General features: G+C 59.0%; 13 protein-coding genes. 2 read left to right on the top strand and 11 right to left on the bottom strand.

What is annotated here, in order from left to right; genetic code table 11:
* Positions 1–10: 10 nt before the first annotated feature.
* From VCK47_RS16375 to scpA, 4 genes are all read right to left on the bottom strand, one after another.
* Positions 11–1,009 carry an endonuclease/exonuclease/phosphatase family protein gene (locus VCK47_RS16375; RefSeq protein ID WP_322891427.1) on the bottom strand — a complete coding sequence of 333 codons (999 nt, stop codon included), beginning with the start codon at positions 1,007–1,009 and terminating at the stop codon, positions 11–13.
* Positions 1,006–1,686 carry a molecular chaperone DjiA gene (locus VCK47_RS16370; protein ID WP_322891428.1) on the bottom strand — a complete coding sequence of 227 codons (681 nt, stop codon included), beginning with the start codon at positions 1,684–1,686 and terminating at the stop codon, positions 1,006–1,008. The genes VCK47_RS16375 and VCK47_RS16370 overlap by 4 nt, the downstream gene beginning before the upstream one ends.
* 90 nt (positions 1,687–1,776) lie before the next feature.
* Positions 1,777–2,388, bottom strand: a complete 612-nt coding sequence (locus tag VCK47_RS16365; protein WP_322891429.1) for a VOC family protein — start codon at positions 2,386–2,388, stop codon at positions 1,777–1,779.
* Between the two features lie 66 nt (positions 2,389–2,454).
* Positions 2,455–4,581 carry a methylmalonyl-CoA mutase gene (gene scpA, locus VCK47_RS16360; RefSeq protein ID WP_322891430.1) on the bottom strand — a complete coding sequence of 709 codons (2,127 nt, stop codon included), beginning with the start codon at positions 4,579–4,581 and terminating at the stop codon, positions 2,455–2,457.
* Positions 4,582–4,683: 102 nt separating this feature from the next.
* Between scpA and VCK47_RS16355 the strand changes: the two genes are divergently transcribed.
* Positions 4,684–5,163 (top strand): DUF4174 domain-containing protein, encoded by a 480-nt coding sequence (locus VCK47_RS16355; RefSeq protein ID WP_322891431.1) that lies wholly within the window; start codon positions 4,684–4,686, stop codon positions 5,161–5,163.
* A gap of 4 nt (positions 5,164–5,167) precedes the next feature.
* Here VCK47_RS16355 and VCK47_RS16350 read toward each other — a convergent pair whose 3' ends face one another.
* The 4 genes from VCK47_RS16350 to VCK47_RS16335 form a co-directional block, all read right to left on the bottom strand.
* Positions 5,168–7,165, bottom strand: coding sequence for an acetyl/propionyl/methylcrotonyl-CoA carboxylase subunit alpha (locus VCK47_RS16350; RefSeq protein WP_322891432.1), 1,998 nt, complete (start codon positions 7,163–7,165; stop codon positions 5,168–5,170).
* 90 nt (positions 7,166–7,255) lie between these two features.
* Positions 7,256–7,468: a hypothetical protein gene (locus VCK47_RS16345; RefSeq protein WP_322891433.1), complete on the bottom strand. Its 213-nt coding sequence runs from the start codon at positions 7,466–7,468 to the stop codon at positions 7,256–7,258.
* Positions 7,469–7,793: 325 nt separating this feature from the next.
* Positions 7,794–8,147, bottom strand: coding sequence for a hypothetical protein (locus tag VCK47_RS16340; protein WP_026352429.1), 354 nt, complete (start codon positions 8,145–8,147; stop codon positions 7,794–7,796).
* A 31-nt stretch (positions 8,148–8,178) separates the two neighbouring features.
* On the bottom strand, positions 8,179–9,702 hold the full coding sequence (locus VCK47_RS16335) for an acyl-CoA carboxylase subunit beta (protein WP_322891434.1): 1,524 nt from the start codon (positions 9,700–9,702) through the stop codon (positions 8,179–8,181).
* Between the two features lie 512 nt (positions 9,703–10,214).
* On the opposite strand from VCK47_RS16335, the gene VCK47_RS16330 reads away from it, so the two are divergent.
* Entirely contained in the window at positions 10,215–11,315 is a 1,101-nt protein-coding gene (locus VCK47_RS16330) for an AAA family ATPase (RefSeq protein ID WP_322891435.1), read from the top strand.
* Between the two features lie 205 nt (positions 11,316–11,520).
* Here VCK47_RS16330 and VCK47_RS16325 read toward each other — a convergent pair whose 3' ends face one another.
* Genes VCK47_RS16325 through VCK47_RS16315 form a run of 3 tightly spaced genes read right to left on the bottom strand, consistent with a single transcriptional unit; the run spans position 11,521 to position 19,060 of the window.
* Positions 11,521–14,367, bottom strand: coding sequence for a DEAD/DEAH box helicase family protein (locus VCK47_RS16325; protein ID WP_322891436.1), 2,847 nt, complete (start codon positions 14,365–14,367; stop codon positions 11,521–11,523).
* 2 nt (positions 14,368–14,369) lie between these two features.
* The gene (locus VCK47_RS16320; RefSeq protein WP_322891437.1) at positions 14,370–16,184 is read right to left on the bottom strand and encodes a site-specific DNA-methyltransferase; all 1,815 of its coding nucleotides are present in this window, start codon (positions 16,182–16,184) and stop codon (positions 14,370–14,372) included.
* Positions 16,184–19,060, bottom strand: a complete 2,877-nt coding sequence (locus VCK47_RS16315) for an SNF2-related protein (RefSeq protein ID WP_322891438.1) — start codon at positions 19,058–19,060, stop codon at positions 16,184–16,186. The genes VCK47_RS16320 and VCK47_RS16315 overlap by 1 nt, the downstream gene beginning before the upstream one ends.
* Positions 19,061–19,069: the final 9 nt, after the last annotated feature.

The following is a 19,069-nucleotide window of genomic DNA, read 5'->3' as shown; positions in this document are numbered from 1 at the left end:
TGTGAGCGGGTCAGAGTGCGAGATCGAGTACGACCGGAAAGTGATCCGACGCCAAAAGCAGCGCCTCGCGCAGAACCGGATCGTGATAGCAGGCCAGATGGTCGAACGGGTGCCAGATTTGCCACTGCGGGGATTTTGCGCGCAATCCGGGCGAGATCATCACGTAATCAAGCAAGGCCTGCAGATAGGGCTGGTCCTTGCGCTTGAACCGTGCGGTTGTGGGCATCGCGCCCACCTTGCGCCCCAAAGCCATGCGCCCGTGCGGATCATAAAGGCCCAAAGGCCCATCCTCGCCCAGCACGATCTCGACCCCCGACCGGCCGAACAGCTTTTCGTATTCGTCCAGTCCCGGACCGTCGTTGAAATCGCCCAGCACGATCAGGTCATCCCCCGCCGCCAGATGCGCGTCCACGCGTTTGCGCAGCCAGACACATTGGGCAAGCTGCTTGCGCCGGTTCTCGATCGCGATGCGCACGGCGGCCGCGCCGTCCTTGGCGCCATGGGGCGCTTTGGATTTGGCATGGACCCCGATCAGCCGCAAAGGGCCAGCAGGCGTGGTCACCGCCACCTCCAGCGGCGGTTTGGACCAGCGGATCGTTTCCGGCTGCGCATCCACATCCAGATCGACGCGGTATTTGCCGTCAAAGGCAGGCGCATCGGCGCTGGATTTCGGGTCGTGTTCGGCCTGCATCACGGCGGGGTCGAACATCAGCGCGATCTCTTGTTGGGTCTCGTTGGGAAAGCCGGTCAGCACCGCCCGCGCGCGCAGATCGAAATCCTGCGCGAACTGGGTCAGCGCGCGGATCGTGCTGCGCCTGCGGTTGGTGTCTGGGGCTTCGATCACCATGATCGCATCGGCATCAAGGGCGCGAAACACATGGCCGAGCGCGCCTGTCTGCTGGCGCTTGGTCACATTCCAGCGCGACGACCAGCTGTCGTCATCAATCAACCGCCCCGCATCGTCGAACAACGTATTGAACCATTCGACGTTGTAGGTGACGATCCTCATGCCCGCTGTGCCCGGATATCTTCCCAAGCGCGGTTGATCGCGACCATGCGCCGTTCGGCAAGCTTGACCGCCTCGGGAGGTACGCCGCGCGCGATCATGCGGTCGGGGTGGGTGTCGCGGACCAGTTGCGCCCATGCGGCACGCACCTTGTCCATCGGCGCATCGGGATCGACGCCCAGAACAGAAAACGGGTCACGTTCCGCATCGGGGACAAATTGCGCACGGATCGTCCTGAACCGGCGTTCGTCGAAGCCAAAGATCGCAGCCACCTCTTGCAGAAAGGCATCCTCGGCCGCGTGATAATTGCCATCGGCCAGTGCGATATGGAACAAGCCTTCCAGCAGATCGCAAAGCGGCCCTTCATGATCGCCGAACATCGCCTTGATGCGGCGCGCATAGATGTCATAGCCCGCTACATCCTGCCGCGCGAGGTCAAACACACGGGCGGCGTTGTCCTCTTCCTCGGGAGCGATCACGAAGACATCGCGAAAAGCACGGACCTCGTTGCGCGACACATGGCCGTCGGCCTTGGCCATCTTGGCCCCCAGCGCGATCACGGCGATGGTAAAGGCGACACTGCGGTCCGGCGGCGTGCGCAAGCGGTCAAAGACCGCAAGCAGGCCTTCGCCATTCGCCAGTGCGGCCAGCGCCTCGCCAATGCGGGTCCAGATCGACATGGGGGTCCTTTGATCACAACATTGCCCGATCTTGAACCCGACCTGTGCGCCTGTTGCAACCTTTCGCTGCACCTGCACGGACGAAAATGCCTAGCCGAGGCTGCGCCGCCCCTGTGGCGTGTCGAAAACGGCGGCAAATCCCGCAGGCCCCGTGTGGAACCGGACCCTGTCATCGGCCAGCGGCAGCATCGCGCGCAGATCATCCGCCTGCGGATGGCTGACGGTCAGTTCCACCAGACGACAGCCGCTGTCGGCCAGACGGCGCGCCGGATGATGCGTGCCCGACGCCCACTGGATTAAAGTCGGATAGGCGCCGTCATAAGGCTTGCTGCCATCATCCGGCACCGTGATCCGCCACGCCAGATCGCCGCGCGACAGGTCACGTGGCAATCCCACCGCAGCGGGCGCATCGCGCAGGACGGCCTCCAGATCATCCGTCTGGCAAATCCAGTTGCCCAGACGCGGCGGCCCGCTGAAATGATCCAGCCCGAACCATGTCGGCCCGTCATAGGGGGCGGCTTCGGGGTCCTTGGTGATGACCTCCAGATACAGATCATCCCCCAGCCCCAAGAGCGTATTATGCGTGCCATAGCGGACATGCTTGCCCCCAGGCTGCATGGTGATGCCAAGTGCGGCCTCGACAAAGGCGGTCCCCGTGGCCAGATCCTCCGCCACAACGGCAAGATGGTCGAGTGTCAGCATGGTCTTTCCTTCATCTTCCGAGCCAAAATATCCCCGCCGGAGGCCTCCGGCGCCGCAGGGGCCGGATCAGCCGCGCGCAGCCCTTATCAGGTGCAGGATATCTTCCGCCGCCTTGGGGATATTGGTGCCGGGGCCAAAGATCGCCTTGACGCCGCTGTCATAGAGGAACTGGTAATCCTGCTGCGGGATGACCCCGCCGCAGATGACGATGATATCGTCGGCCCCCGCATCCTTCAGCGCCTGCACCAGCTTGGGGGCCAGCGTCTTGTGGCCCGCCGCCTGCGACGAAATCCCGATCACATGCACGTCGTTGTCGATGGCGTCCTGTGCGGCTTCGGCGGGGGTCTGGAACAGGGGGCCGACATCGACATCGAACCCGATATCGGCAAAGGCGGTCGCGATGACCTTGGCGCCGCGGTCATGCCCGTCCTGCCCCATCTTGACGACGAGCATCCGCGGGCGGCGCCCGTCTTCCTTGGCGAAGGCCTCGACACTGGCCTGAATGGCCGCGAAACCGGCGTCGCCTTCGTAGGCAGCACCGTAAACCCCGGCGAGCGTCTTGACCTCGGCACGGTGGCGGCCGAACACTTTTTCCATCGCCATGCTGATTTCCCCCACGGTGGCGCGTGCGCGCGCGGCGGTCACGGCCGCCTCCAACAGATTGCCGCCCTCGCCTGCGCGGCGGGTCAGTTCAGCCAGCGCCGCATCGCAGGCTGTGGCATCGCGGGCGGCCTTGGTCCGTTCGATCCGCGCGATCTGCGACAGGCGCACGGCTTCGTTGTCGATATCGAGGATGTCGATCGGGTCCTCGTTGTCCTTGCGGTATTTGTTGACGCCGACGACGACCTCGGTGCCACGGTCGATGGCGGCCTGCCGCTTGGCAGCTGTTTCCTCGATCCGCAGTTTGGGCATGCCGGATGCGACGGCCTTGGTCATGCCGCCCATCTCCTCTACCTCCTGGATCAATTCCCAGGCTTTCTCGGCCAGCTCATGCGTCAGGCTTTCGACGTAGTACGACCCCGCCAGCGGATCGACGACTTTCGTCACGCCGGTTTCTTCCTGCAAGATCAACTGGGTATTGCGCGCAATGCGGGCAGAGAACTCTGTCGGCAAGGCAATCGCCTCGTCCAGCGCATTGGTGTGCAAGGATTGCGTCCCGCCCAGCACAGCCGACATTGCCTCGTATGCGGTGCGGATCACGTTGTTATAGGGGTCCTGTTCCTGCAAGGACACGCCCGAGGTCTGGCAATGGGTGCGCAGCATGGACGATTTGGGGTCCTTGGGGTCGAATTCCGCCATGATCCGCGACCACAGCAGGCGCGCCGCGCGCAGTTTCGCCACCTCCATGAAGAAATTCATCCCGATGGCGAAAAAGAACGACAGCCTTCCTGCGAACTGGTCCACATCCATGCCGCGTGCGATGGCCGCACGCACATATTCGCGCCCGTCGGCCAAAGTATAGGCCAGTTCCTGCACAAGGTTCGCGCCAGCCTCTTGCATGTGATAGCCGCTGATGCTGATCGAATTGAACTTCGGCATCTCGGCAGTGGTGTATTCGATGATATCCGCGATGATCCGCATCGAGGGTTCGGGCGGATAGACATAGGTATTCCGCACCATGAATTCCTTGAGGATGTCATTCTGGATGGTGCCGGACAGCACATTGCGCGGATGGCCCTGTTCCTCGCCCGCGACGATGAAATTGGCAAGGATCGGGATCACTGCGCCGTTCATCGTCATGGACACCGACACTTTGTCCAGCGGAATGCCGTCGAACAGGATCTTCATATCCTCGACGGAATCGATGGCGACACCGGCCTTGCCGACGTCCCCTTCCACCCGTGGATGGTCGCTGTCATAGCCGCGATGCGTGGCCAGATCGAAGGCGACGGAGACACCCTGCTGCCCTGCGGCCAGCGCCTTGCGGTAGAAATTGTTGGATTCCTCGGCCGTCGAAAACCCCGCATATTGCCGGATCGTCCAAGGGCGGCCTGCATACATCGTGGCCTTCACGCCGCGCGTATAGGGCGCCGCGCCGGGGATGCCGCCCAGATGCGGCAGGTCGGCGGTATCCTCGGCGGTATAGAGCGGTTGAACGGGGATACCTTCCAGCGTGTGCCATGTCAGCGTCTCCACCGGCTTGCCGCGCAATTCATCCGAGGCCAGCTTTTCCCATGTTTTCTTGTCGGTCATCGCGGGCTCCTGTTGGCTGTGTGACATCCGGTCGCAAAAAAGGTGTTGTCCTTGCGCCTTTGGGACTTAGCTTTGCGGCATGGTCGGACTATATCGGTAAGTATGAAAAGATTATTCCTTATCGCGCTTGTCGCGCTTGTTGCCACCACCAGCCTGTCGGCTGACGAGGCGGCGGTCGAACAATCCGTCATCGAACGGTGGGAAACAGACCCGACGCAGGTTTTCGATGCGTCCGAGGTCACCTTGGCCGAACTGCAATGGCTGGCCCGCGCGGTCGTAGTTTTCGCCGACACGCCCAATGATCCAAGGTTCCGCCAGCAGATGGACCTGCTTTTGGCAGATATCGACCTGCTGGTCGAACGCGACGTGATCCTGATCACCGACACCGATCCTGCGGCGCGCACGTCGGTGCGCACCACGCTGCGCCCGCGCGGATATGCGCTGACGGTGGTGGACAAGGACGGGCGCGTCCTGCAACGCAAGCCCGAACTCTGGAGCGTGCGCGAACTGACGCGGTCCATCGACCGCACCCCGCTGCGCCAGCAGGAAATCGAGGACCGGCGCGGCGAAAATATCCGCTGACCGGTCATTCGAATTCCATGATCACGTCATCGACGGCAAGGCTGTCACCGGCGCTGGCATTGATCTTGGCCACCACGCCCTTGCGTTCGGCGCGCAGGATGTTTTCCATCTTCATCGCCTCGACCGTGCAGAGCGCCTGCCCTTCCTGCACCACATCGCCCACCGCCACATCGACTTTGACGATCAGGCCGGGCATCGGGCAGAGCAGCACTTTGGACGTATCGGGCGGCAGTTTTTCGGGCATCAAGGCTGCCAGTTCCGCCTGACGCGGGCTGCGCACATGCACCTTGAGATCGGCACCGCGATAGCGCACGCGGAACCCGCCTGAAATCTTGCCGATCTTCAGCACCAAAGGCGCGCCATCGACATCAAGCCGCGCCAGCGGCTGGCCAGGTGTCCAGTCGCTGGTCACGCGCAGTGTGCTGCCTGCGATCGTCACATCGGCACCTTTCTTGTCGGCGGCGATATGGACACGGTGATGCGTGCCCTGAATGGTGACGACCCAATCCTCGCCCACATGCCGTTCATGGTTGCCCATCCGCCCGCTGATCCGCGCACGCCGGATTTCCGACACACGGTGCATCGCGGCGGCAGAGGCCGCGATCTGCAGGCAGGTCTCATCAGGCAGGGTGGTGCCGTTGAACCCGTCGGGGAATTCCTCGGCGATGAAGGCGGTGGTCATCGTGCCAGACGTGAATTTCTCGTGGTCATAGACCGCCGCCAGAAACGGCAGGTTATGCCCGATCCCTTCCACCTCGAACGCATCGAGCGCCAGCCGCATTTCCGCGATGGCCGACGCGCGGTCCGGGCCCCACGTGCACAGCTTGGCGATCATCGGATCGTAGAACATGCTGATCTCGCCGCCCTCGAAGACGCCGGTATCATTACGCACGACGCGGGTGGGGGTCGCTTCTTCCACGGGCGGGCGATAGCGGGTCAGACGCCCGATGGACGGCAGGAACCCACGGTAAGGGTCTTCGGCGTAAAGGCGGCTTTCCATCGCCCAGCCGTTGATCTTCAGATCACTTTGCTGGAAAGGCAGCTTTTCACCCGCAGCCACGCGGATCATCTGCTCGACCAGATCGATGCCGGTGATCAGTTCGGTGACAGGATGCTCCACCTGCAGCCGCGTGTTCATTTCGAGGAAATAGAAATTGCGGTTCCCATCGACGATGAATTCCACCGTGCCAGCACTGGTGTAGCCCACCGCCTGCGCAAGGGCGACGGATTGTTCGCCCATCGCCTTGCGGGTCGCTTCGTCCAGAAACGGGCTGGGTGCTTCTTCGATGACCTTCTGGTTGCGGCGCTGGATCGAACATTCGCGCTCGTGCAGATAGACCGCATTGCCATGCTGGTCGGCCAAAACCTGAATTTCGATATGGCGCGGTTGTGTGACGAATTTCTCGATGAAAATCCGGTCGTCGCCGAAACTGCTGGCCGCCTCGTTCTTGGAGGACTGGAACCCTTCGCGGGCTTCCTGATCAGTCCATGCGATGCGCATGCCCTTGCCGCCGCCACCGGCGCTGGCCTTGATCATCACCGGATAGCCGATCTGGTTGGAAATCTTCACCGCCTCTTCCGCGTCAGCAATCAGGCCCATGTAACCCGGCACGGTGGAGACATTGGCCTCCTGCGCGAGCTTCTTGGAGGTGATCTTGTCACCCATCGCAAGGATCGCGCCTTTGGGCGGGCCGATAAAAGCCACGCCTGCGGCCTCGAGCGCCTCGGCGAATTTGGCGTTCTCGGACAGGAAACCGTAGCCCGGATGCACGGCCTCGGCACCGGTTGCCTTGATCGCGGCCATCACCTTGTCGATCACGATATAGGATTGGTTGGCGGGGGCTGGCCCGATATGGACCGCCTCGTCCGCCATCTTGACGTGCAAGGCATGGCGGTCGGCGTCGGAATAGATCGCGACGGTCTTGATGCCCATGCGGCGCGCGGTCTTGATCACGCGGCAGGCGATTTCACCACGGTTGGCGATCAGAATTTTCTTGAACATCAATGGTCCCCCCCAAAACGCAAAAACGCCGCCGGAGTAACACCCCGACGGCGAAAAGATTGACTGACAGCCCTGTTGCGGGCTGCGGATTTAGCGTGTGGCGGGACGGCAGATGCCGACGTCGTCACAGAACACGCCAAGCGCTGCACCGGCAAGCACAGTGCCCGTACGATCGGTGCCCAACACTTCAGCTGCGACCAGACCACCGCCTGCGCCGACGACAGCACGTTCGGTGTCGCTTTCCAGGCAAGCGGAAAGTGCGAAGGCTGCGAAGGCCGCGAGGATGATTGATTTTTTCTGCATGGTTTTCTGCCTTTTTCCAGTTTTTCGAAGATAGCGCCAAAATCGACGTTATTGCCCCACAACTCAATAGCGGTTTTGCCGTGATATCCAATAGCAGCCGGAATTCCGCCGATGCCGCGCGTCAAATGGGAAACCGGTCCGCCTGTGGGACAGGCAGACCGGCAAGGGGAAGGGTAAACATGGTCAGTGGTTGCAGAGGCACGCGTGCCAAACCGCGCCGCTACATCTGAAATCATGGCGCAGGCCCGCAGCGTCGCAAAGCGCGCAATGCGCACCGTCCGCAAATCGGCGGTTTCCTGCCCTGCCAGATGCCCGACCATGGCAATCATTCGTTCAACCCGGGGATGTCGGGGAAACTCTGCCGCGCAACCTTGACGTCGATCCGCAGCATCGCCTCGTAACTTGCTGGATCAAAGGGGTCTTCGGCGGGGATTACCTCGCGCCCGAAAAGCCAGCTCAGACGGCCCGCGTCCAGATTGCCGCGCACGAAAGGTTCTTCTCCGAAGGCTTCCCACAATGCCTGCATAAAGCCTGCATCGGCGCGTTTGTCGGCAGGGCGGCGGTCGGGATAGCGGATACGCTCGGACAGGGGCGTCGCCCCGTCCTTGTTCGCGCGGCGGATCACGAACTGGAAATCCGTCCCCGGCAGGCGGCCCGGAAAGCCGCGGTGTTTGTCCATATATGGCAGCGCCATCAGTCTGACCTTTGGTTCAAAGCGGAATGTTGTCGTGTTTCTTCCACGGCATCTGCGTTTTCTTGTTACGCAGCGACGCAAAGGCGCGGCAGATCCGCTTGCGCGTGGAATGGGGCATGATCACCTCGTCGATGAACCCCTTTTCGGCGGCGACGAAGGGATTGGCGAATCGCGCCTCGTATTCGGCGGTGCGTGCCGCGATTTCCTCGGCGGATTTGCCGCGGTGGATGATCTCGGTCGCGCCCTTTGCGCCCATCACGGCGATCTCGGACGTGGGCCAGGCATAGTTGAAATCGGCTTGAAGATGTTTGGACGCCATCACAACATAGGCCCCGCCATAGGCTTTGCGGGTGATGACGGTGACCTTGGGCACAGTCGCCTCGCCATAGGCGTAAAGCAGTTTCGCGCCGTGTTTGATGACGCCGCCGTATTCCTGTGACGTGCCCGGCAGGAAGCCCGGCACATCCACCAGCGTCAGCACGGGGATTTCAAACGCATCGCAGAACCGCACGAACCGCGCGGCCTTGCGGCTGCTGTCGATGTCCAGACACCCCGCCAGCACCATCGGCTGGTTGGCGACGACACCCACGGTGGACCCTTCCAGACGGATAAAACCGGTCAGGATGTTTTTCGCGAACTCGGCCTGAATTTCGTAAAAATCGCCTTCGTCCGCGATTTTCAGGATCAGTTCCTTCATGTCGTAAGGCGTGTTCGGATTGGCGGGGACCAGCGTATCAAGGCTTTCCTCGATCCGGTTCACATCGTCAAAGAACGGGCGCACGGGCGGCTGGTCGCGGTTGTTCAGCGGCAGGAAATCGAACAGGCGGCGGGTTTCGGCCAAAGCCTCAACATCATTTTCGAACGCACCGTCAGCGACAGATGATTTGCGGGTATGGGTGCTGGCCCCGCCCAATTCCTCGGCGGTGACGATTTCATTGGTCACGGTCTTGGCCACATCGGGGCCGGTCACGAACATATAGCTGGAATCTTTGACCATAAAGATAAAGTCAGTCATCGCGGGGCTGTAAACCGCGCCCCCCGCACATGGCCCCATGATCAGGCTGATCTGCGGGACGACACCCGAGGCGGTGATATTGCGCTGGAACACGTCGCCATAGGCGGCAAGGCTGGCGACACCTTCCTGAATCCGCGCGCCACCGGAATCGTTGATCCCGATCACGGGCGCGCCGTTCTGCATCGCCAGATCCATGATCTTGCAGATTTTCTTGCCGTGGGTTTCCGACACCGACCCGCCCATGACGGTGAAATCCTGAGAGAACACATAGACCATGCGGCCGTTGATCGTGCCCCAGCCCGTCACCACGCCGTCACCGGCAGGCCGGTCCTGTTCCATCCCGAAATCGGTGCAACGGTGGGCCACGAACATGTCGAATTCCTCGAACGAGCCTTCGTCGAGCAGCAGGTCGATGCGTTCGCGCGCGGTCAGCTTGCCTTTGCTGTGTTGCGCCGCGATCCGCTTTTCGCCGCCACCAAGGCGTGCATCGGCGCGCCGGTCCTCGAGTTCCTGCAGAATGTCCATGCCAGCCCCTCCCCTTCAGGTTTCGACCTGCATAGCATGTTCAGGGCGCGAATGAAGCGGGATTGAGAAAATTTGCAAATACTAGATTTAGCAAAGTGCGTTTTTTGCAAATGCGCAAATTTCGTCCTGTGTCGGTTCGCCCATGCACAGATCTCTGGGCGGTCTTGTGAATTGCCAGCCGATTGAGGCCCACTTTCGGGAGTTCTGACGCCCTATTACAAGGTCATTGAAGCCCATTTTTCCAGATCTTAAGAATTAACACAACCAATTCAATACTTTAGCTTCTTAAGCTAAAAAGGCACTTTTGGTCAAACTGTGCGACAGGGTTTCCGGCCCTCTGGGGTGCTTCCATTGACCTCGCCGCATCATCACCCGAAAAGTTTCAGCATCTCGACCAGGCTTTGCTTTACCAGCAAAGTGCCCTGCAGGCCCCGGTCTCAATCAGTTTGTTCTTTTCGTCAGTTGCGCGCGCGACAGGCGGACTGGCATGCGCGCAACCAACAGAGCACGAAATGCAGAACTTCCCATTTATGAAGGCCAGGTTTCCAGATCCAAAGATGAGCAGCGACGCCGTCATCGAGCGACTTACACGGCACAGGCGAGCACTGGTCGCTGCGAGGAAGGCTGAGCTGCAAACTACGAAGGCAGATGGCGAGCAGGACAGACAGGGGTGGATGGCGCACCAAGAAGATGCCCGCCTGCCAGCAACTGAGCGTCAAGTCATCAAGCGCCGCGCAGAGCGGATCAGTCGGTGCTATAGCGCGGCGACCGGCCTCACCCATTTGAAATCCGAAGATACAAAAAAGCTGGAGGGGCTCAGCCAAGGCGTTCGCCTCGCACGTGTCGCAACAGAGCACCAAGCCGATGAGTTGGCCGCCGCCTTGCACGCAGAATATCCATGGATGGGACCAGCAACCGAAACTGTTTGGCACGGAATGCGGCGCTGCGCGCGAGAGGGCGACCCCGGCCTTCGCCTGCCGCCCGTCCTGCTCGATGGACCGCCCGGCATCGGCAAGAGCGCTTGGGCGCGCGCCTTGGGCAACCTGATCAATGTTCCGACAATGGTCTATGAGGCGACCAACGAGAGCGCATCCTTCGGCCTCGTGGGATCGCAGCGAAGTTGGGGAAATGCAAACCCCGGGCGGCTCATCACCTCCATCCTCGAGCACCGTGTGGGAAATCCAGTCGTGGTTGTCGACGAGGTAGAGAAGTCCGGAAGGGCAGAGTCGACAAAGGGCCATGCCTACAGCTTGACCGATGCATTGCTGCCGCTGCTGGAGCCGCTCAGTGCGGCGAACTGGTCCTGCCCCTACTTCGAAGTCAAATTCGATATGAGCTATGTGATGTGGATAATGACATCAAACAACGCCTTCCGTTTGCCTGAACCCCTTCTAAGCCGCTGCCCTCCAATCCGGCTCCAAGAAATCACCCCAGTCCAACTGATCAGTTTCGCCCGACGCGAAGGGCTAAGAAAATCTCTGGACGAGGTTTCCATCGAGGCGGTCGTTGAAGCCATCAAGCGCTACGGTCACTTCAATCTGAGCCTTCGGACTGTCGTGCGGATGATCGGGAGGGCTGAGCAGCTTCAGGCAGGCGGGGTCCGGCGACACTGATGAAGCAGAGGCAGGAACGCAGCTATGCACATGTTTGGGTGCTGCAATGCTCGATTTTCGCTCACTGTTAATCGGCCTCAATGGGCCCTGCACGAAGCTCCCCTATCGTGGGCTGCGCTCAGACCAAATTTTCCCAAAGCTGCCCGAAGTGCGAAACTTAGAAACCCCAATTCTCAATGGCTCCGGCCTTAGAGTATTGCATGCTTCATCTAGGTCCATCTACTACTCCGTGATCTACAGGCTCATGGCTATATCGCGAACGTAGATCGGCGTCAGCGATCCTTGCGTAACTCGAAGCAAGGCCGTTGATGGTCGCATTCTCCTGCACCGCCGTTTCCGGAACCAAGAGGTATGACCAAGGCTTGTCTCCACTGGCCTTGGCTTGAAACTGGGTTGCAATGAACGCCCACAGAGCGGCGGCATCTGCTTTTCTCAAAACAACCGGGTCCGACATTTCACTTGCCCGTTTAGTTTCGACAATCAGCTTTTCAGTCATGGTCTCAACCACGAAATCTGGCTGATATGCACTGCCATCGGCATCGAAGATCTTGAACTGGTTCGGGCCGGGTTTCATCCAAAGTTGGACTGAACTGTCCCGCTCCAACAGCACGGCCATCTTCCGCTCGATATCGGAATCGAACTTGGCCATCTGATAACAGCTCTTCTTAAAGCCGGTGAAAATGAAGCGCCTGATCTCGCTCAGCTTTTCGGGCGCATCGGTAAACCGGCGCATGACGTCGGCACCCGACCCGTCGAAGGTCTGGGGACGCAACTGATCGAACGCGGATGTAATGGTCACGCGGTAGTCGGTCTGCCCGCGCCACATGTTCTGCTTCATCTGAGCGAAGGTTGCATCGGCCATCGCCCGGGCATGACCCTGTAAAACGATGCGCAGCTTTTCCTCTTCCGGATATTTGTGCCGGAAATGCGCCACCACCTGACCTGTCAAATCATAGAGGATGTCAGCGTGGGCGTCGTAATCAACCTCGGGAAAGTCCACCAGCTTAGCGACGAGATAATCCTCAAGGCGATCAGGCGTTTCCCCCCCCGCCTCCCCTGAAATCAACTGACGGCTTTCTGTTCGCAGAACCTGGATCAACAGCTCGTTTGACAACGGCTGATAATTCCAGTTTTTCAGATCCAGATCGAAACGTTTGAACCCGAAGGATATCTGTTGCGTCGGTGTGATCGTCAGTGTCGGAATGGCAATTGTTCGTTCGATCAACTGCTTACAGACTTCTTCAACGACGGCGGCCGCCTGCTCCGCAGAAACAGACGGAAAGAGGCCGTCTTGCGTTTTCTGAACCGCCATCGCCGCCTCGGCGATGCGCTGCATTACCTTCGGATCATTGATGTCCTTGATCGAGGCAACCTGCCTGCTAATCTGGGGCATCACGAGGCTGAGGACTGTCCGGGCCAAATTGACCTCCTCCGGCTTTTTGAAACGGAAGGGCGGCGCGGCTTCTGCCGCGGGAGATACCTGTGACGCAATAGGCTGATCATCTGCTAAAGGGGTAATCGATGCGTCCTCGGGTGTAGCCGCTTGGGTCTCGGCCTCTAGCACCATCTGTTCGATCATCGACGGCGCGATCACCATCACCGGCTTGGATGCCGGGACATCCCCACCGTCGCCGATTGTCACCGTCTTCAGGCTGCGGGTGACGCCGTTGTCTTCTTTGGCGCGCTCAATGAGGTCGTTAAACCTCTCATGGGCGATGACGGTCAACTGGTCCACCACGGCGACCCCGGTGCGCTTGCCATAGGGCAGACGCAATCCGCGGCCCAATGTCTGCTCGGTCAGGATGTCCGAGGCGGAGGCGCGGAGCGGCACGATGGTGAACAGGTTGGAGACATCCCAGCCCTCCTTCAGCTTGTTCACGTGGATGACAATATCTGTGTCCTCACCCTTTTCGATGTTCAGAAGGCGTTGTGCGTTCTCGTCACTTTCCTCGCCGGTCAGCTTTGAATGGATCTCTATCACACGGCCCTTATAGCGGCCGTCAAAGAACTTCTCGGACTCGATGAAATCCCGCATCTGGCGCGCGTGGGTAGTGTCCTGCGTCACTACCAGCATGAACGGGCGCACGACCGCGACCGCGTGCTGTCGGGCATATGTCTCAAGTGCCACGCGCACATGCTCGTGGTAGTTGATGCCGTCTTCCAGCTTGATCCGCTCAAGCGTGGCCTCATCCACCGACTTCGGGTTGAAATTGGCCCGCGTGCCAACGGCGGGTTCCTTGACATAGCCGTGTTCCATCGCGTCAGGCAGATCATAGCGATAGACTACGTTCCGGAAATCCTGCGACCTCGACCCGACCGTTTTCGGCGTCGCGGTCACCTCCAGCCCCAAGATAGGCTTCAGCTCGGCAATCGCCTTGGCCCCGGCAGAACCACGATAACGGTGGGCCTCGTCCATCAACAAGACCAGATCATCTAACTCGGACAGATAACTGAAATAGCTATCACCAATGTATTCCTGCAGGCGCTTGATCCGGGGGGCATTGCCGCCGCGCACTTCCGAATTGATCTTCGAGATGTTGAAGATGTTGATGATCACGCCTTCGCGGCCAAAAAGGTCGGTGCCGCGGACGCCGCGACCTTCCTCATAGTTTTCGGCGTTGACGATCAGCGGCGCGTTATGGGCAAAGGCCTCGATTCCACGGAACACATATTTCGCACTGGTCGGCTGGAAATCGGCCAACAGCTTGTCGTAGATGGTCAGGTTCGGGGCCAGAACAAAGAAGTTCCGACTTTTCGCGATCATGTAGAGATAGCTGATGAAGGCGCCCATCAACCGGGTCTTGCCAACGCCGGTGGCCAACGCGAAGCAGACGCTGGGGAAATCGCGCTCGAAATCCTCAAACGCGGCATCGGGCAAGCTGCCATAAGCGGCGCGCACGGCGTCGCGGGCGGCCTCGACATCGGTGGCTTTGGTGGGTGCGATCAGGTCGACGATATCGTCCAAGCGTCGCAGGGCTTCGGCCTGAGGTTTGCGCAGGGACAGGCGCTGGGTGATCTGGGCAACGGCGCGCTTCGGGTCAACGGTCTGCATCTTCACGCCTCCCCGTCATCTGCGAACATGTCTAGCGTAGCATCGTCTGGCTTGGCCTTGGCCCTGCCTTTCGGCGCGGGGCCGGCGTCGTCCGGTTCATCATCCGCCATCATCGGCAGGGCGCTGATCTTGAGGGAATAGTCATCCTTGCCCCATTCGCAGCGGTTCAGCACCGCCTGTGGGATCTTGCGCAGGGTCAGGTTTGTCAGGTTTTCCCCCTTCGCCTCATAGGCCATGCAGCATATCAGCAGGCTACGCTCCTCGCCGACCTCATCAGAAATAGCGCGCAGCTGATCGAAGGTCAGGCTGTTGGTCGTGACATAGATGAATGAGGCTTCCGAGGACTGGCCATGCATCCAGAAATGCTCGTTCGAGGGGGCATAGACATAGTTGAAATGCTTGCACATCGCTTCGGCCAGCATGGCGGGGTTATAGCCCTTGGCGATGACCCAGTTGCCCCACTGGTCCTTCTCCAGCAGCGAAGGAGCGAGCCGGTAGAAGCGATAGCCGCCGCCGCCTTTCCAGTTTTCAGCTAATGTTACACCCTTTGGATCGTTATCATCGATCACGTTCTTTAAACGTGGCACTATGTGGGACTGCGCATGTTCACCAAGCTCAATAGTAATCCAACGGCGTCCCATTTTGTGAGCAACTGCCGCAGTTGTTCCAGATCCGCCAAAAGAATCTAGAACAATTTCACCCCGCTCACTTGTGAACATTTGAATGATCCGCCTCAACAGAGCTTCTGGTTTTTTTCCGGATGGAAAACTTACGCCGCCTTCTCCCTGCAAATTGTTTGTGGGTAGATCGTTCCACATATTAGAAACAGGCCTCGCTATCTGTTTCTGACCATCGACAATCCTTAATCCCTTTCCGAGAAAATAAACTTGTCGACCTTGATAAATATAAAGTGGATCGAGACCATCGCGATCAAGTTTGATTACGTGCGTCAAATCACGAGATCTCTTCAGGTGATCAACTAGCCACGCAGCTGGCTTTTGAAGTGTCTTCGTTTCAAAAACTCGATGAGCATTCTCAATTGCGAACTCATTAGCTCGCTCTGTGATTATAGCCGTCGCTTCCTCGCCAAGCTTTTTCTTTGCTTTAGACCAGCGAGCATTCGGAGTATCACCTTCAAAACCAAGAGTTCCCAATATGTGGTTGTTTATACTTTCGAAGCGCCAATCCTCACATGGATCATCGAAATTATCGATGAACCTAGAAAAATGGCCCAAATCCACCTCTGTGCTGCCTAAATATGGGATGTTATAGGTGAAGTTCGACCTTTCTTTTGAATAACATAGAATAAAATTTGCAACCTGTGTGGGGCCAACATTTACAGTCTTAAAACTTGATGTTGTTGCAGATTCGACGGCAATAGTTGTTATATAATTTGACCTACCAAAGACTTCATCCATCATTACTTTGCAATACGCGACTTCGGTATCGTCGAGCTGAACTGCAATGCCACCACTATCGGAAAGAAGGTCTCTCAGTATCTGAAGTCGATCCCTCATCATGGTCAGCCAGGTTGAATGCTCTAAGCTGTCATCGTAATGCTCGAAGGCAGATCCTGTGTTGAATGGTGGATCAATATATATGCATTTCACTTTACCCCGCACCGCCGGATCCGTCTCCAGCGCCTTCAGGGCCAACAAGTTATCCCCATGAATCAGCACATTGTCGAAAATATCCCCCTCGCGACGGGCCGATGCATGATGCGAAAACTCCGGATCCTCTATCAGGATGCGCGGCTCTAAGCGGGGACGGTTGTCTTTGCCGATCCAGGTAAGTTCCAGCTTGGTCTTTCCGGCCATCAGGTCAGGCTCCATCTAATTGTGAACAGGTCGAGGGCCTGAGGCGTCAGGTTCAGCTGCTCGGCAATCACGTCCAGCATCCGTTCCCGCTCATCATCGATCTCTCTCAACCGGGTATAGAGTTGGTGTTGCAGGTCGTCGACCTGCCTTTTCAAGGCCTTGGCCTCGCGCTGCAATTCAACCTTGTCCTGCAGATTGGCCGTGGCGCGGGCCAGTTTCGTTTTTTCAGCCGCTTCCTTGGTCAGCGCCTTCATCTGTTGATCATAGGCCACCCGCGCATCGTTGCGCCAGGCATCAAGGCGGTCTTCTTCCTCGTTCAGGAATTCGCCAAGCCGTTCCTGTGCGATGCCCACAAGGGCCGTCTGCCGTTCTGACACAACAGTGGCCAGCTCCGCATCGGGCAGCATCCCTGTATCTGCCGCTGTAACGCAGGCAGGCACCCGCAACATCCGTTCAGCCGTGTCAGGGTCAAGCGGCATGCCATCATCGGTGAAGGCGGCGCAAATGATTTCGTCCCATGTGCGCGCCGGGGTTTCGAGCGTCAACCGTGCCACCCGCATCCAGCCCGACTGCCCCCGCAACCGCGCCACATCGCCAAGGTTGCCGTCATAGGCTGCATAGTCGAATTCCAACGCAGCGGGGGCCAGATCGCGCCCCTTGGCCTGTGCCACCAGCCGATCGGCCAGATCCTCATCAGCCAGTCGGAAGAACCGCCAACCCCGCTCATCTGCCTCGGGCCATTCAGTGGACCAAGTATAGCTGGCATGATCAAACCGCTGTGCATGATCCGGATGAAAACGCGCCTCAGGCAACTCGGCCCGCGCAAGGTTCAAGAGCGCCCGTTTGAAATCGCCGATTGCAGAGCTGACACTGTCTTTGCGGCCCAGCAGCCGTTCGATAACCTTGTCATCCATTTCCGACAGCAGCTTGTTGCGGGCGTCCTGCTTGGCCTCGTCGATCTCGGTGCTGAATTCCAGCTGAAGCTTGTCGAAGGCGGCGTTAATCTCTTCATCAGTCCGGCTTTGCTGGACAATTTCGAGGATACGACGCTCGATATCGACCCCGGACTCGATGGCCCCGAGCACCTCATCCGAGGATCCGAACACCCCGTCGAACAACTTGAACTTCTGTTCGAGCAGTTGGTGAATGCGTTCTTCGGCCTGGTTCTTGCGGTTGATGAAGTTGATGACGGTGACGTCGATCTTCTGGCCGTAACGGTGACAGCGGCCGATCCGCTGTTCGACTCGCTGCGGGTTCCACGGCAGGTCGTAGTTGATCAGCAGCGAACAGAACTGCAAGTTGATGCCCTCAGCCCCTGATTCCGTCGCGATCAGGATGCTGCGGTCATGGCGGAAGGCGTCGACAATGGCCGCTTTCATATCCGCTGTTTTCGACCCCGAGATGGCCTCGGTCCCGCGGTTCTTTTCCATCCATGCCTTGTAAATGGCCGCGCTGTCCTTGTCTGAGTTCGAGCCGTTTATGATTACGGTCTGCCCGGAAAATCCGTTTTGCTCCAGCAGATCACGAAGGTATCCTTGAGTGCGCACTGACTCCGTGAATACCACCGCCTTGCACTGACCGCCTTTGGTTTGGATCTCCATCAGAACACCCGACAGGCAATCAAGCAGGGCCTTCCCCTTGGCATTTTCGCCAATCGACCGGGCCAGATCGCGATATCGTGTTAGCTCATTTATTTCGGCTTGCAGCTTCTTAGGGTCGATCTTTTCGACGGTGTCATCGGAATGATCCTCGACCGCGTCTGCCTCGGCCCCGGCTCCAGCGTCGCGCCATTCCTCGGCCTCCTCGGCGAAACCGTCGATGTCGTCCAGCGTATCGTCATCAACGATCAGCTTCGCCTCAAGTCGGTGGACCATCTTGTCCAGTGTCTGCGCGATGGCAAAGGAGGACGATCCAAGGATCTTGCGCAGCATTAGTGTGACGAGGTGACGCCCGTTCTGGCCCAGAGCGATGGTGTCGGGGTTCTGTAGATAGGCGGAGACAGAGTTGTAAAGGTCGACTTCGAGCCGGTCGGGCGTGAAGTCAAAGGTCTTCGGCAGTCGGTTCGTGTAGTTGATCAGACCCGCCTTCTGCACCTGACGCCGGAGTGTGCGTTTGCAGATGGGTTCCAACCGCTTGGCCAGCAAGGCACGCGCCGCTATATCCTCGCGCCCGCCAAACTCCGCCCGGAAGGCCTGCTCGGATCCGAAATAGGTGTCATCGATAATCGTGACGAGGCCGTAGAGTTCCATCAGGTTGTTTTGCAGCGGCGTGGCGGTCAACAGCAGCTTTTGCCTCCCGGCAAGCGCGTCGCGGAGCACAGCGGCCCGTGAGCTTTCGGCGGCTTTATAGACATTGCGCAACTTGTGTGCCTCGTCAAAGACCACCAAATCCCATGGCACGACGCGCAGGGTATCTGCCATTCTGGCCGCGAATTCATAGGACATAATGATGATCCCGCCCCTGCGTCCGACAGGGTTAGGATGGCCGGCAGCAAGCATGTCCTTGAGACGTTTGGCATCAAGGATGACCGAAGGCAGAGAAAACTTCTCCCGCAATTCGGTCGCCCATTGCTTGCGCAAGGACGCCGGCACGATGAGAAGCAGATTACGGTGCTGTTCCCACCAACGCTGGCTCAGCACCAGAGCGGCCTCAATCGTTTTGCCGAGGCCAACCTCGTCTGCAAGCAGGACGCCCTTGGACAATGGCGAGCGCATAGCGAACATAGCGGCGTCCACCTGATGAGGATTGATGTCCACCCGCGCCGACGAAAGCGACTGGGTCAGGGCCTCATCCTCGCCGATACCTTCGCGGGTCAGGAAATGCGCGAAGTATTTTGCCTGATAGACGCTGTAGTTTTCCTTCATTAAACCCGTCACCTTAAACCT

Origin of the sequence: Yoonia sp. 72, from assembly GCF_034652275.1 — a bacterium.
Classification (GTDB): domain Bacteria; phylum Pseudomonadota; class Alphaproteobacteria; order Rhodobacterales; family Rhodobacteraceae; genus Yoonia.
This window is presented reverse-complemented; position numbering and strand designations above follow the sequence as displayed.

Excerpts from the sequence above, each read along its gene's own strand:
- VCK47_RS16375 (WP_322891427.1), bottom strand. The coding sequence starts at position 1,009 with ATGAGGATCGTCACCTACAACGTCGAATGGTTCAATACGTTGTTCGAC.
- VCK47_RS16370 (WP_322891428.1), bottom strand. The coding sequence starts at position 1,686 with ATGTCGATCTGGACCCGCATTGGCGAGGCGCTGGCCGCACTGGCGAAT.
- VCK47_RS16365 (WP_322891429.1), bottom strand. The coding sequence starts at position 2,388 with ATGCTGACACTCGACCATCTTGCCGTTGTGGCGGAGGATCTGGCCACG.
- scpA (WP_322891430.1), bottom strand. The coding sequence starts at position 4,581 with ATGACCGACAAGAAAACATGGGAAAAGCTGGCCTCGGATGAATTGCGC.
- VCK47_RS16355 (WP_322891431.1), top strand. The coding sequence starts at position 4,684 with ATGAAAAGATTATTCCTTATCGCGCTTGTCGCGCTTGTTGCCACCACC.
- VCK47_RS16350 (WP_322891432.1), bottom strand. The coding sequence starts at position 7,165 with ATGTTCAAGAAAATTCTGATCGCCAACCGTGGTGAAATCGCCTGCCGC.
- VCK47_RS16345 (WP_322891433.1), bottom strand. The coding sequence starts at position 7,468 with ATGCAGAAAAAATCAATCATCCTCGCGGCCTTCGCAGCCTTCGCACTT.
- VCK47_RS16340 (WP_026352429.1), bottom strand. The coding sequence starts at position 8,147 with ATGGACAAACACCGCGGCTTTCCGGGCCGCCTGCCGGGGACGGATTTC.
- VCK47_RS16335 (WP_322891434.1), bottom strand. The coding sequence starts at position 9,702 with ATGGACATTCTGCAGGAACTCGAGGACCGGCGCGCCGATGCACGCCTT.
- VCK47_RS16330 (WP_322891435.1), top strand. The coding sequence starts at position 10,215 with ATGCAGAACTTCCCATTTATGAAGGCCAGGTTTCCAGATCCAAAGATG.
- VCK47_RS16325 (WP_322891436.1), bottom strand. The coding sequence starts at position 14,367 with ATGCAGACCGTTGACCCGAAGCGCGCCGTTGCCCAGATCACCCAGCGC.
- VCK47_RS16320 (WP_322891437.1), bottom strand. The coding sequence starts at position 16,184 with ATGGCCGGAAAGACCAAGCTGGAACTTACCTGGATCGGCAAAGACAAC.